The sequence below is a fragment of the Gillisella vitis genome (assembly GCF_021559775.1).
In the GTDB taxonomy this organism is placed as follows: Bacteria; Pseudomonadota; Alphaproteobacteria; order Rhizobiales; family Rhizobiaceae; genus Allorhizobium; species Allorhizobium ampelinum.
Genome location: NZ_CP056048.1, coordinates 192,629 through 206,008 on the forward strand (window position 1 = coordinate 192,629; position 13,380 = coordinate 206,008).

General features: G+C 57.1%; 11 protein-coding genes. 9 read left to right on the plus strand and 2 right to left on the minus strand.

All coding sequences use genetic code 11. From position 1 onward, the window contains the following. Positions 1 to 237: 237 nt before the first annotated feature. From AVCG78_RS18120 to AVCG78_RS18165, 9 genes are all read left to right on the plus strand, one after another. Complete coding sequence (locus tag AVCG78_RS18120; protein WP_071206925.1) at positions 238 to 1,314, plus strand: LacI family DNA-binding transcriptional regulator; 1,077 nt, start codon at positions 238 to 240, stop codon at positions 1,312 to 1,314. 626 nt (positions 1,315 to 1,940) lie between these two features. Continuing rightward, positions 1,941 to 2,936, plus strand: coding sequence for an MsnO8 family LLM class oxidoreductase (locus tag AVCG78_RS18125; protein ID WP_071206924.1), 996 nt, complete (start codon positions 1,941 to 1,943; stop codon positions 2,934 to 2,936). Positions 2,937 to 2,956: 20 nt separating this feature from the next. Beyond that, positions 2,957 to 4,303: an LLM class flavin-dependent oxidoreductase gene (locus AVCG78_RS18130; RefSeq protein WP_071206923.1), complete on the plus strand. Its 1,347-nt coding sequence runs from the start codon at positions 2,957 to 2,959 to the stop codon at positions 4,301 to 4,303. 123 nt (positions 4,304 to 4,426) lie between these two features. Further along, positions 4,427 to 5,638, plus strand: coding sequence for a M20 aminoacylase family protein (locus AVCG78_RS18135; RefSeq protein ID WP_071206922.1), 1,212 nt, complete (start codon positions 4,427 to 4,429; stop codon positions 5,636 to 5,638). 3 nt (positions 5,639 to 5,641) lie between these two features. After that, entirely contained in the window at positions 5,642 to 6,196 is a 555-nt protein-coding gene (locus tag AVCG78_RS18140) for a GNAT family N-acetyltransferase (protein ID WP_071206921.1), read from the plus strand. Positions 6,197 to 6,241: 45 nt separating this feature from the next. Further along, positions 6,242 to 8,008, plus strand: coding sequence for an amino acid ABC transporter permease/ATP-binding protein (locus AVCG78_RS27220; protein WP_081355275.1), 1,767 nt, complete (start codon positions 6,242 to 6,244; stop codon positions 8,006 to 8,008). Positions 8,009 to 8,061: 53 nt separating this feature from the next. After that, entirely contained in the window at positions 8,062 to 9,000 is a 939-nt protein-coding gene (locus AVCG78_RS18155) for an ABC transporter substrate-binding protein (protein WP_012653611.1), read from the plus strand. A 57-nt stretch (positions 9,001 to 9,057) separates the two neighbouring features. Then, a complete protein-coding gene (locus tag AVCG78_RS18160) occupies positions 9,058 to 9,993 on the plus strand; it encodes an ABC transporter substrate-binding protein (RefSeq protein ID WP_012653612.1) in 936 nt (311 codons plus the stop codon). A gap of 43 nt (positions 9,994 to 10,036) precedes the next feature. Continuing rightward, positions 10,037 to 11,116 (plus strand): LLM class flavin-dependent oxidoreductase, encoded by a 1,080-nt coding sequence (locus AVCG78_RS18165; protein WP_012653613.1) that lies wholly within the window; start codon positions 10,037 to 10,039, stop codon positions 11,114 to 11,116. A 73-nt stretch (positions 11,117 to 11,189) separates the two neighbouring features. Here the strand turns inward: AVCG78_RS18165 and AVCG78_RS18170 are convergent, their stop codons facing one another. Both AVCG78_RS18170 and AVCG78_RS18175 read right to left on the minus strand, forming a co-directional pair. Continuing rightward, complete coding sequence (locus AVCG78_RS18170) at positions 11,190 to 12,512, minus strand: ATP-binding protein (RefSeq protein WP_071206919.1); 1,323 nt, start codon at positions 12,510 to 12,512, stop codon at positions 11,190 to 11,192. Continuing rightward, on the minus strand, positions 12,505 to 13,230 hold the full coding sequence (locus AVCG78_RS18175; RefSeq protein WP_071206918.1) for a response regulator transcription factor: 726 nt from the start codon (positions 13,228 to 13,230) through the stop codon (positions 12,505 to 12,507). The genes AVCG78_RS18170 and AVCG78_RS18175 overlap by 8 nt, the downstream gene beginning before the upstream one ends. Positions 13,231 to 13,380 lie beyond the last annotated feature (150 nt).

A 13,380-nucleotide genomic window follows, 5' to 3' on the forward strand; every position in this document is an offset into this window, starting at 1 on the left:
CATGAAATTATTTCAGAAATCTGTCAACGGACTTTTTGGTCCAAAAGACCGGCGTTCGACTTTAAATCGGTTAGTATTGTGCCACCTTCAGATGCGGTGGCATTTCAGGCGGATGTTTTTCAAGCTAGAGTTTCCAAAGGAAAAGTGGAAACCGGCTTTCCCGCAACGATATACGGTAATGCCTTCAAGGCGAGGATGCGGAAGCATCTTCGACGCTTGGTATAAGTGGAAGACGCAATGACTGGAACGCCCGAGCAGCCTGGATCACCTGTGAAACGCACCCGTGAAGGCAGCGGCAGGGCAAGGCTGGAGGAGGTTGCACGCAGGGCCTGCGTTTCGACAGCCACGGTTTCTCGTGCGTTCAATACGCCCGAAAGGGTTTCTCCTGAAACACGCGAGCGGATTTTCTCGACCGCCAAGGCCCTGGGTTGGGTTCCCAATGCTGCGGGCCGGGCGTTGGCATCGAACCGCACCCATATTGCCGGTGTCATCATTCCAACGCTGGACAATGAAATCTTCTCCCATCAGGTTGGTGCAATGCAGCGGGTGTTTGCCGAACACGGATTGAACCTTCTCATCGCCTGTTCGAATTACGATCCTGAACTGGGTTTCCAACAGGCAAAAGCCATGATCGAGCGCGGCGTGGAGGCGCTGGCGTTGGCTGGCGAATCCCATCCTCAGGCGCTCTACGACAATCTGGACAATCTCGGCATTCCCTATGTGCTGACCTATGCCTATCGACAGGGCGCCTCGCATGCCATGGTTGGCTTCGACAATGCCGCAGCCTTTGCCCGGATGACCGATTATCTGCTAGGCCTTGGCCATCGACGCATCGCTGTGGTCATGCAGCCCAAAGACAATAATGACCGCGTGGTAGCGCGCCTCAGTGGCATCACAACCGCTCTTAGCGCAGCAGGATTGGAGCTTTCGCCCGATCATTTGATCAGCGATAAGGCCAGTCTGGATTTTGGCATCGAAAGCGCCAAGCGGCTCGCGCAAGAGCCAACGGACATCCGTCCGACTGCGATCATTTGTGGAAACGATACTCTGGCACTCGGCGTGCTGATGGGCCTGGCACAGATGGGAGCAAGCGTTCCCGGCGATTTTTCGGTGACGGGTTTCGACGATCTGGAACTCTCGTCCCGACTGTCTCCGGCACTTACCACGATGTTTGTCGATAATAAGGAAATCGGTCGCATTGCCGCAGAACAACTCGTTCTGTGTCTTGGAGGCGAGATAGCCTCGCCTCAATCCCGGGAAATATCGGTCAGCTTGCATATTCGGGAAAGTACAGCGGCCCCGCCAATGAGATAGACTGTATCAGGGGGCCGGGTGACGGACTTGCCAATCGATGGTGATTGCCCGGAGCGGCCAACGATACAAAGAGGAATGGCCGGTCAATCTAAACCTGACAGACTCTCGTGCACCCACGCATTCACTTCGTTCATGCTTTCGTGCACTCATTTTTTGTTTATGCATCGATTTTTCCAAACTCGGCTGAAGCCTCCGTTTGGATCGATGCACGAGCAGCAGAATTGCCGTTATGGGAATGGGTGACAATTTGTTTGCCCTGTAGACCGGTCTGATTGCTCATGACGATTGTACTGTGCCGATTGAATTCTGTTTCAGCCGATGCCATTATCGGATGCCGAGTGATTTGGCCCACCGCTCGTGCTCACATCGGTAACGAGCGAGCCAACTTGATCGGTTCTCTGTTGAGTTTGGACACTTGCCGGCGGCTTCTACCATGCAACTCCATGGCGCAGCTCTGGCCCTCAACACATTCAATGCTGCCTGTCGTCTCTCTTGAACGGTTTTCCACACCCTCTTTTTCCCTTGCAATTTTCCACCATCACGGGAAAAAATGAAAAACCATTTCTTATAAAACATTAAATCTACCTATTTAATGGATAAATAAGAATTGGAGCTGACGATCTACCATGACCTATGCCCTTAGCCTGCTTGACAAAAGCCCGGTCGAACCGGGTGCTGTTGCCGCCGATGCCTTGAAAGCCACGGTCGCTCTTGCCTTGCGCGCCGAAGACCTTGGCTATCGGCGCTTCTGGCTTGCGGAACATCACAACCTGCCGGCGCTTGCCAGTTCGGCACCAGAGGCGCTGATTGCCTATCTCCTGGCCAGGACGTCGCGGCTCAGGATCGGTTCCGGCGGCGTCATGCTTCAGCATTACAGCGCCTATAAGGTTGCAGAAACCTTCAACCTGCTGGCAGCCCTGGCGCCGGGCCGGGTTGATCTGGGTGTCGGCAAGGCACCGGGTGGATTTCCCTACGCCACCCATGCCCTGCAAGCCGGTCGGAAAGCGGCTGCCCCTGCCGATTTCGAGGAACAGCTTGAGGATTTGAACCGCTATCTGCTGGCGGATGCCGCTGCTGCCAATGCCTTGCTGGCAACGCCGGTGCCGCCCGTTCCGGCAGAGCGTTTCCTGCTTGGTGCCAGTGTCGCGAGCGCAAAGCTGGCTGCGGCAAAAGGCTGGACGCTGGTTTTCGCCGGTCATTTGAATGGTGACCAGCATAATCTGCAGGAGACCTTTGATGTTTACCGTCGTGAGACCGGCGGCAAGGTTCCCGTTCTGGCTCTGGCCGCTTTGGCGACCGACGCGGAAGAGACGGCGAGAAGCCTCGTCGCTGACATCAAGATCTTCAAGGTGATTCTGGCCAATGGTCAAAGCGTCAATGTCGGTAATCCCGAACAGGCCGCCGAGTTTGCTCGTCAGTCCGGCGTGTCGGATTACCGGGTTGAAGAAAAAACCCCGCATGTTCTGGCAGGCACGGGCGAGCAAGTCCGCAAGGAACTCGATGCCCTTCATGCCACGCTTGGAGTGAGCGAATTCATCATCGACATCCCCGTTCCGCAGTCGGCTCTTCGACTGAATGCCATTGAGTTGATTGCTGGTTCGCGCCTGTCTCTTGCCGCCTGATTTTAGAGAAAGATGTTCCCATGAGCAAGAAATCCATCAATTTTGGCGTGATGTTGCACGGTCCGGGCGGTCACATGAATGCCTGGAAACATCCAAGCGTTCCCGCCGACGCCAGCGTCAACTTTTCCTTTTATGTGGAGACGGCCCGCAAGGCGGAAGCCGCAGGCCTCGCCTTCGCCTTTGTCGCCGACGGACTGTATATCAACGAGCATTCCATTCCGCATTTTCTCAACCGGTTCGAACCGATTGCCATTCTCTCGGCGCTGGCCGCCTCCACCTCGAAAATCGGGCTGGTCGGGACGATTTCCACGTCCTATTCGGACCCGTTTACCGTCGCCCGGCAATTTGCCTCTATCGATCATATCAGCGGCGGACGGGCCGGATGGAATGCGGTGACAACGCCGCTGGAAGGCTCTGGTCGCAATTACAGCCGCGAACATCCCGAGCATTCGCTGCGCTACCAGATTGCCGAGGAATATCTGGATGTCGTCAAGGGCCTCTGGGACAGTTGGGACGATGACGCCTTCGTGCGCGACCGCGATACGGGTGCGTTCTTTGACCGGGAAAAGCTGCATCGGCTGGATCATAAGGGCCGCTTCTTCCGCGTCGAGGGTCCGCTCAATATTGGTCGCTCCCGGCAGGGTCAACCGGTGGTGTTTCAGGCTGGGTCTTCGGATTCAGGCATTCATCTGGCGGGCAAACATGCCGACGCCGTCTTTACCAATGGCGCGAGTTTCGAAGAAGGGCAGGCCTTTGCCAAGCAAGTCAAGCAGAGCGCCATTGCCCAGGGCCGTAGCGCCAGCGATGTGCTGATTTTCCCCGGCATCGGGCCGATTGTCGGCGCAACGCAGGAAGAAGCGGATGAAAAATATCGGGCAATCAGCGCCTTGGTAACGATTGAAGAAGCATTGCTGTTTTTGGGCCGGTTCTTCGATCATCATGATTTCCGCCAGTATCCGCTGGATGAGCCTTTCCCGGAGCTTGGTGATCTCGGCAAGAACAGTTTCCGCTCCACCACCGACAAGATCAAGAAAAACGCCAGAGAAAAGGGCCAGACCTTGCGCGAAGTGGCGCTGGAGGCCGCAACGCCGCGCAGCACCTTTGTCGGCACACCCGACCGGATTGCTGACGAGATCATCCGCTGGGTCGATGGCGGTGCTGCCGATGGTTTCATTCTGGGCTTTCCGGTCATCACGGAAGGACTGGATGACTTTGTCGCCCATGTGCTGCCACGTCTTGAAGCGCGGGGCTATTTTGATCGCACTCTACAGGGTGACACGTTGCGCGATCATCTCGGCCTGCCTTTCCGTGAAAGCCGCTATGCGGCGACATCAGCTGACAAGGCCACAACAAGGGCAGCCAGCTAGAGCATTTCCGCGTTTCCTGGAAACGCATGAATACTCTAACTGTTTTTTTAACGCATTTCCGGACGCAAAACCGCACCGCACTTTTGCTGGAAATGCTCTAAGCGCACCAGCTGAAAGCAACCCATGAACATCGCCATTGACAGCCACCTGGGGCAAGACCGGGTGGCAAAGAAAATCCGTGCTTATCTGGATGAGATCATCGCCTTTCGGCGGGAACTCCATCAAAATCCAGAATTGGCCTTTCAGGAAAAGCGCACCAGCAATCTGGTCGTCTCCTATCTGGCCTCTTTTGGCTATCAGGTGGAGCATGGCATCGCTGGAACGGGTATCGTCGCCAGCCTGAAAAAGGGGAGTGGCAGCCGTATCATCGGTCTTCGCGCTGATATGGACGCCTTGCCCATTCACGAAGCGACAGGGCTTGCCCATGCCAGCCGCACCAAGGATGTGATGCATGCCTGCGGCCATGACGGGCATACCGCCATCCTGGTTGCGGCGGCCCGCTATCTGGCCGAGACAAGTGAATTCGATGGCACGGTACGGCTGATTTTTCAGCCCGCCGAAGAGATTGGCGCGGGCGCGAAGAAATTACTGGCCGAGGGGTTGTTCGAGCGCTTTCCCGTCGATGCGGTGTTTGGTCTGCACAATTGGCCGGATGTTCCCGCCGGTCATTTCGGCTTCGTGCCGGGTCCCGCCATGGCCTCCGTCGATCAGGCCCATATCACCGTGGTCGGCAAGGGTGGCCATGGGGCGGAACCGCATCGGGGCGTCGATCCAGTGTTGGCGTCGGCCTCTTTGATCACCGCCCTGCAAAGCATTGTGTCGCGCAATGTCGATCCGCGTGAAATGGCGGTAATTACTGTCGGCTCGATCCATGGCGGTTCGGCGTCCAATGTCATTCCCGAAAGTGTCGATTTGAAGCTGACGGTGCGCACGTTCAGCGAAGATGTCAGGCAACAGCTCAGCGAACGCATCCCGGCACTGGCCCGCGCTCAGGCCGAAAGCTTCGGGGCGAGGGCAGAAGTCGATTATCGCTTCGGTTTTCCGCCCGTTCTCAATCATGCCGATGAAACCGCCTTTGCCCGCCAGGTGGCGGTGCAAACCTTCGGTGATGACAGGGTGATTGCCGATTTCAAACCGCGCACCGCAAGCGAGGACTTTGCTTTTCTGCTGCAGGCGCGGCCCGGCAGCTATCTGTTTGTCGGCAATGGCGACAGCGCTCCGCTGCACAGCGCGTCCTATGACTTCAACGACGAGATCATTCTGCCCGCCGCTCACTATTGGGTGCGGCTGGTGGAGAGCTACCTGTCATCCCCGGTTTCGACCGCCACTCTCTAGAGGATGTGCACCGCCATGACCGATACATTCGTTTACACCTCGCCGCTCGATCCCTTAGCAAAGCCGCTGATCGACGATCTGATCCGTGAATATGACAGCCGCTACGGAACGTTTTTCAGCGCGGAGGGCGCGGTAGAGGAAATCAACCGCTATCCTGCGGAAGCTTTTCAGCCGCCGTTCGGCACTTTCCTGTTGCTGCTGCGCGATGGCCAGCCGATCAGCGGGGGTGCCTTCAAGTTTTATGACGAGACCACCGCCGAGTTCAAACGCATCTGGACCCATCCCAATTATCGGCGCCAGGGGCTTGCACGCATCGTGTTGGCCGAACTGGAAGCCCAGGCAGCGCGGCAGGGCTATGAACGCATCTACCTCACCACCGGTTTTCGCCAGCCGGAGGCGGTCGGGCTCTACCTGAAGAATGGCTATAGCGCCCTGTTCGATCCGGCGGTCGATCCCGAAATCCATCGGACGCTGCCCTTCGAGAAGGACATCCGCCATCTCGCCGTAGGCGATGAAAAGCCGCAGCTTCGCCCGGAGCGCCGTGCGGTTTCCGTATAGTTCTTCTCAACCTTTCAGCCCACCCTCTTCAGAAAGGATGGCGTCATGGCTCTCACTTCGGACTTTCCAGGCATCCGGCATGTGGATGTCGCCAGCGATCAACCCCATGATCTTTCACGGTTGAAGATCGTTCCTGCCCGCTACCCTGCCAGGATCATCGGCACGGTGTTTGCGGCTGTTGTCATCATTGCCGGGCTCTATTCCACCTTCACCAATCCGCGCTGGGGCTGGAGCGTGTTTGCGCAATGGTTCTTTGCGGAGCCGGTTCTGGCCGGGCTGGGCCGGACCCTGTTGCTGACTGTGCTCGCCACCATCAGCGGCTCGGTCCTGGGGACGGCGCTGGCACTGGCCCGGGTATCGCGCTCACCGCTGCTGTCTGGCCTATCCTGGGGCTATATCTGGCTGCTGCGCTCCATCCCGATGATCGTACTGTTGCTGGTGCTCAATAATCTCGGCTATCTCTATGAAACCATTCACATTGCCGTACCCTTTACCGGCCAGGTGCTGGTGGATTACCCGACCGTACAATTGCTGACGCCATTTGCCGCCGCCTTTATCGGGTTGACGCTCAATCAGTCGGCTTTCTTTGCCGAGATCGTTCGCGGCGGCATTCTCTCGGTCGATCAGGGGCAGTTGGAGGCGGCGGCTGCTCTTGGCCTGCCGCGCCGTCGTCAGGCCTTCAGGATTGTGTTGCCCCAGGCGATGCGCACAATCCTACCGACCGGTTTCAATGAGATCATTGGCCTGGCCAAGGCCACCTCCATTGTTTATGTGCTGGCGCTGCCGGAATTGTTCTATACCGTGCAGGTCATCTATCGCCGCAATCTGGAAGTGATTCCGCTGCTGATGGTCGCCACGGCCTGGTATCTGGTGATCATGACGGTGCTTTCGGTCGCCCAGCACTATATCGAGCGGTATTTTTCCAAAGGTGCCCTGCGCAATCCGAAGCCCCTGCCATTCCGAGCGTTCTTCGGGCGCGCGGCATTGACAACATTGCCAGCGGTGACGGCCAATCGCCGGTCTGGCCTGAAGGATCTGACAGCGCTTCGCCAGGGTGGCGTGGTGCGCATCCAGAATGTGTCGAAAAGTTTTGGCCATCTCAAGGTTCTGGATGGTGTCGATCTGACGCTGAAAGCTGGAAGCGTCACGGCAATTCTTGGCCCTTCAGGCTCTGGCAAATCGACGCTTTTGCGCAGCATCAACCATCTGGAGCGTGTCGATCACGGCTTCATCTCGGTCGATGGCGAACTGGTCGGTTATAACAGACGCGGCAATGTGCTTTACGAGTTGAAGGAGAAGGACATCCTGAAACGCCGCGTTGAGATCGGCATGGTGTTCCAGAGCTTTAATCTCTTTCCGCATCTGACGGTGCTTGAAAACCTGATCGAAGCACCGATTGCAGTGCTTGGCCTGCCACGCGACGAGGCCATTCTGCTGGCCCAGGACCTGCTGGCCCGTGTCGGCCTCAGCGACAAGATCCATGCCTATCCCCGGCAATTGTCCGGCGGCCAGCAGCAGCGTGTGGCGATTGCCCGGGCGCTGGCGTTGAAGCCCAAGGTTCTGCTGTTCGACGAGCCGACCTCAGCACTTGACCCTGAATTGGTGGGAGAAGTGCTTGACGTGATCAAGGAACTGGCGCGCACCGGTACGACGCTGGTGATCGTCACGCATGAAATCGGCTTTGCCCGTGAAGTCGCCGATACGGTCGTCTTCATGGAAGGCGGACGTGTGCTGGAAGTCGATACCCCGGAACGGATCTTTAGCCATGCCGCTCACCCGCGCACCCAGGAATTCCTGGCCAAGGTGCTGTGAGCGTTCGCACTGAAACTCAAACTCATCAACCTCATTTCTGACTGGAGAGCAGCATGACATTTCGGAAAATCCTGCCGGGCCTGGCACTGGCGGCATTCACGGCATTTGCGGCAAACAGCGCCTTTGCCGCCGATAAATTCGATCTGAGCCCTGACATATCGAACCGGGTGCGGGCCGAGAAAAATCAGGCGGCGATTGCAGCGATCAAGCCCGGGTTCAAATTCACCACACCAGGCAAATTCACGGTGGCTGTCAGCCCTTTCGATCCGCCGGTCGTCACGTATGCTTCCGATGCCAAAACGATCCTTGGGGCTGACCCGGATCTTGCCCAATTGCTGGCGGATTCGTTGGGATTAGAGCTTGAAATTGTCCCGGTCGCCTGGGCGGATTGGCCGCTCGGCATCGCTTCTGGCAAATATGATGCGGTGATCAGCAACGTCACCGTGACGGAGCAGCGCAAGGAGAAATATGATTTTTCCACCTATCGTCGTGACTTGCTGGGCTTTTACGTCGCGAAGAACAGCCCGATTACCGACATCAAGGAGCCGAAGGATGTCGCGGGCCTGAAGCTGATTACCTCATCCGGCACCAACCAGGAAAAAATCATTCTGGACTGGGATCGCCAGAATGTCGCCGCCGGTCTGAAGCCAATCGAGGTGCAATATTACGAGGATAGCGCCGCGAGCGATCTGGCGCTCCAGTCGGGACGTGCCGATGTGCGGTTCAACACCAATGCCAGCCAGGCCTACGGTTCGCTGATCAAGGGCAACACGCGGCTGGTCGGCAATGTCAATGGCGGCTGGCCGTTGACGGCGGATATCGCCACCGTGACCCGCAAGGATGCGGGACTTGCCGATGCCTTGACCATTGCCACAAACGCTCTGATCAAAGACGGCAAATACGCCGAAGTTTTGAAGCGCTGGAACCTGACGGCGGAAGCCATTCCGGAAAGCCGCACCAACCCGCCTGGCCTGCCGAAGAGCGGTTCGTAACCTGTACAGCTTTGGGGCGGTCATCAGCTCCGCCCCATATTTTTTCAGGAGGTTTCCATGAACCATGCCACGCGGCGGATAAGCCGGGCTCTTGCCGCCTTGATGCTCTTACTGCAAGCGATTTCGCCAGTCTTGGCCGAACCCTTCGATCTGTCGCCGCAGCAGCCGGGCCGCCTGCATGTAGAACGGGATGCAAAGGCCGTAGCCGCTCTTCCGGCGAATTATAAATTCGTCTCCCCTGGAACCTTGACGGTTGCCGTTGCAGTTGGTTCGCCGCCGATTGCGGCCTATGCAACCGACGCCAGCACGGTGGTTGGCTTCGATCCAGATCTTGCCCTTCTGTTGGCGGAAAGCCTTGGTCTGAAGCTGGACCTTGTTTCGGTCGCCTGGGCGGATTGGCCGCTGGGACTAGCGTCTGGCAAATATGATGCGGTTATCTCCAATGTCGGTGTCACCGAGCAGCGCAAACAGAAATTCGACTTCTCCACCTACCGGTACGGGTTGCATGGCTTTTACGTCAAGAACGACAGCCCGATCACAGCGCTGAAAGAGCAGAAGGATGTTGCCGGTTTGCGGATCATCGTCGCCTCCGGCACGATCCAGGAGCGCATTCTTCTGGAATGGGACAAGCAGAACAGGGCAAACGGTTTGAAACCGCTGGAACTGCAATATTACGATGACGAGGCTGCCGCCGATCTGGCACTGCAATCGGGCCGGGCCGATGCCAATTTCGGACCCAATGCCATGCAGGCCTGGCAGGCGGCAACGCTGCACCGCAAGCGGCTGGTAGGCACCGTCAATGCTGGCTGGCCGTTGACAGCAGATGTCGGCGTAACCACCCGCAAGGGCAGCGGTCTGGCGGAACCGATCGCCGTTGCCATCAACGACTTGATTGCTGGCGGGACATATCAGGCAGCATTGTCGCGCTGGGGTCTTTCCCAGGAAGGACTGACGCAATCGCAGGTCAATCCGCCTGGCCTGCCAAGCTATTGAAGCGCCTGCGGCGCTCATTTCTCTCGCGTAAAAGGACCGCTCCATGGCCATTGCGATCAATCATATCGGTTTCCTGATCCCGGGTAATTATCCGGAAAGGGACCCATTGTCCGGTCTGGAAACCACGCTGAACCTGTTTGAATTCGGCGAGCATCTCGGCTTCGACTCGGCCTGGGTGCGCCATCGCCATCTGGAGCCGGGTATTTCCTCTGCGGCGGTTTTCCTGGCTGCCGCCAGTCAGCGGACCCGCCGGATCGAGATTGGTACGGCGGTCATTCCGCTGGGCTATGAAAGTCCTTTTCGGCTGGCGGAAGATCTGGCGCTTGCTGATGTGCTCTCCGCTGGCCGGTTGAATATCGGCGTCAGCGCTGGCCTGCCCGCCCATCTTGAACTGATCGGCAAAAAGGTGTTCGATGGCGATTGGACGACCTATGATTTTTCCCATAACCGTGTTTTGCGATTGATCGACAATCTGCGTAGCGACTATCTTGGCGGCGAAGATACAAGGCTGAAAACGCCGTTCGGTCCGCAGCGCCCCCGGCTGCAACCGCATGCGAAAGGGTTGATCGACCGGATCTGGTATGGCGGCGGTTCCATCGCTTCGGCCAGATGGGCAGGCAGCAACGGTCTCAACCTGCTGATCGGCAATGTCACGTCCGGTGAGGACACCGACAATTTCTATGAGGCGCAGGCCCGGCAACTCAGTCTTTACCGTGCAGCAGGCGGGAGTGCTAGCCGGGTGGCGCTAGGCCGGGTGATCGTGCCGCTCGACAGTGCCGATGCACCGACCCGGCGCAAATATCTCGATTTTGCCGCTGGGCGCCTGGAGCGAACGCTGCACCCGAATGGGGAGCGCCGTACGCTTTTCCCGCGTGATCTGGTTGGCAGTTCCGACGATATTCTCGAATGGCTCCATGCCGACCCGATCCTGAGCGAGGTGACGGAGCTGCGTCTTGAACTGCCTTATGAGTTCGAGCAGGACGAATACCGGCAGATTCTACAGGATTTTGTCACCAAAATTGCGCCGGGACTGGGATGGCAGGCCCGTAATGTAGATGGCACGCAAGCGCTTGGGTCTGCGCTGGATCACAGCCATACGCGGAGCGCACGCCAGACCCATTGAGGAAAAGCCCTTCACCATACGGTAAGAAGGGACATTTCCAATGCCATTCCGTATCACGCATCTCACGGCGTCCCTAAAGCGCGAGCTGTGGTATGTCGATCCGTACAATAAGGCCCGTCGGGTGATTGGACAGCAGGGTAATTTTGCTCTGATGGGCATGTGCTATATCTGCGACAATCGACAGGCCGAGGCCAAAACCGGCGCGTTTGCTGCGGGAAGCATCTCCTTTGAAAAACGGTTCGAAAACTTTTTCTCTGAGATCTTTGGGAATGCCTGGTCCGTCATCGATCACCAAGATCGAAAAAACCGTTCCACTGACCTGTAGTTTGACGAGGATGGTCTTTCCAAACTTGGTTGCATTGTCGCAAAGGTTGGTGACTGCCCGCATGATTGAGAGCGGTCGGCAGTTGGCGATCAGCTTGTTCGGCCCCTGATATTCGACATCGAAGCCTATGTCTGAAAAGTCACTGCAAACGGTTTGCAGGATGCTCGCAACATCAACGCGTTCAATGCCCTCGGTTGCAAAATCGTCCCGGAGATAGTTCAGGCTTTCGGTCAGAAGATCATCGATATGATCGATATCCGTCAGCAGGGCTTCCCGCAAGGCACCGGCCTCCATGCGCTCCGAGCGCAATCTGAGCCGCGTCAAGGGAGTGCGAACATCATGGCTAATCCCCCTCAGCATTCGGGTCCGGCCATCCACCATGATGCGAATACGGTTTCGCATGCCGTTTAGCGCGCGGGCAAGCGACACGATCTCGACTGTGCCACGTTCCTCGAAGATCTGGGAGCTATTGTTGATATCCGATTTTATTGCAGCCTCGGATATTCTCTTGATCGGTTCGGTTACCGCCCTGATCGCAAAGGCAAAGAAAAAAGCGATCAAGACGACCACGGCGATAAAGTAATATGTCGTTTGACTGAGAAACGAAGTCGTCAGAATCGTATCGGGAAGACCGAAAAATACAAGCATTGTCCGGTCATCCACTTTCTCGGCAAACACACGACGGCCATCCAAAAAAGCGCGCCAGCCGCCAAGGGGCGGCTCTCCATCAGGCGGAAACAGAAAATCGACCAATGTCTCGGCAAAGCCCTGGAACTCCGGGGAGGTCTTGAACTTGTCAGCCAGCGATATCGGTTGAAGCGAGACCTCCAAGCCTGCGCGTTGCGCATTGGTTAGAATGGAGGTGCGTTCTTCAGGAGAGGCCTGTGCCAAAAGAAGGGCGAGGGTCCTGACCTGTGTGGCGGTGCTTTCCAGATTGGGAATGGCGTAATCATTCTGCGCAACATTTTCCAATGCCCTGCCGGTCGCGATGACGGTGACCAATGCCAAGAGAATGATAACGGTGATTTGGCCACGAAGGGTTCTTGGTACCGCACGGAGATTCCTAAACATGAACCTCTTCCACAGTGGCAGTGAAGACATAACCACCCAAGCGAACGGTTTTCAAAAGCGCTGGATCACGCGGGTCTTTTTCGATCTTCTGTCGCAAGCGACTGATATGGACATCAATGCTGCGTTCGATCGGGCCTGCCAGGCCCGCATGGGTCGCGCTCAGCAACTGCTCCCTGGTCAGCACCCGTCCAGGATTTTGGCAGAAGGCCAGCAGCAGATCGAATTCATGGGTCGTCATCGCAACGCGCGCATGGCTTGGATCATGAAGCTGCCGCCGAGCCGGATCGACCTGCCATCCATCGAAGCGGAAAAAGCTTTTCCGTAAACTGTCTGGCCGCTGGGAGGTCACTCTGGAGCGTCTGAGAAGACCTTTGATCCGTGCCGTCAGCTCCCGGAGGACGAAAGGCTTTGTGACATAGTCGTCAGCGCCGATTTCCAGGCCGACGACACGGTCGATATCGCTGCTCACCGAGGTCAACATCAGGATGGGAATATCGCCGCTGCCTCGCAGCCGCCGGCAGATGCTGAACCCGTCCTCTCCAGGCAGCATCACATCGAGGACGACGAGATCAAATTCCAGTGCGCGCATCTTGGCGTCCATGGCTGCGCCATCGGAGGCGACCTCGACGAGCATTCCTTGCTCGTTGAGGCTATCGCGGACCATGCCGGCAATCTGCTCGTCATCTTCTACAATCAGGATCTTGGGCGCTTCCGACATCGCTTATCCATTGTCGCTTGTAAAAAGGGTCGCTTCCCCTTCAAGACATTCTCTTACCATAATCATTTCCGGCTTCGGACGTCTTATATATTAAGATTTGTTGGGCTCGACCGGACCTGACGGCAGACCTTTAACAAAACTTAACAGAAT

Excerpts from the sequence above, each read along its gene's own strand:
- AVCG78_RS18175 (WP_071206918.1), bottom strand. The coding sequence starts at position 13,230 with ATGTCGGAAGCGCCCAAGATCCTGATTGTAGAAGATGACGAGCAGATT.
- AVCG78_RS18155 (WP_012653611.1), top strand. The coding sequence starts at position 8,062 with ATGACATTTCGGAAAATCCTGCCGGGCCTGGCACTGGCGGCATTCACG.
- AVCG78_RS18170 (WP_071206919.1), bottom strand. The coding sequence starts at position 12,512 with ATGTTTAGGAATCTCCGTGCGGTACCAAGAACCCTTCGTGGCCAAATC.
- AVCG78_RS18160 (WP_012653612.1), top strand. The coding sequence starts at position 9,058 with ATGAACCATGCCACGCGGCGGATAAGCCGGGCTCTTGCCGCCTTGATG.
- AVCG78_RS18120 (WP_071206925.1), top strand. The coding sequence starts at position 238 with ATGACTGGAACGCCCGAGCAGCCTGGATCACCTGTGAAACGCACCCGT.
- AVCG78_RS18140 (WP_071206921.1), top strand. The coding sequence starts at position 5,642 with ATGTGCACCGCCATGACCGATACATTCGTTTACACCTCGCCGCTCGAT.
- AVCG78_RS18125 (WP_071206924.1), top strand. The coding sequence starts at position 1,941 with ATGACCTATGCCCTTAGCCTGCTTGACAAAAGCCCGGTCGAACCGGGT.
- AVCG78_RS18165 (WP_012653613.1), top strand. The coding sequence starts at position 10,037 with ATGGCCATTGCGATCAATCATATCGGTTTCCTGATCCCGGGTAATTAT.
- AVCG78_RS27220 (WP_081355275.1), top strand. The coding sequence starts at position 6,242 with ATGGCTCTCACTTCGGACTTTCCAGGCATCCGGCATGTGGATGTCGCC.
- AVCG78_RS18135 (WP_071206922.1), top strand. The coding sequence starts at position 4,427 with ATGAACATCGCCATTGACAGCCACCTGGGGCAAGACCGGGTGGCAAAG.
- AVCG78_RS18130 (WP_071206923.1), top strand. The coding sequence starts at position 2,957 with ATGAGCAAGAAATCCATCAATTTTGGCGTGATGTTGCACGGTCCGGGC.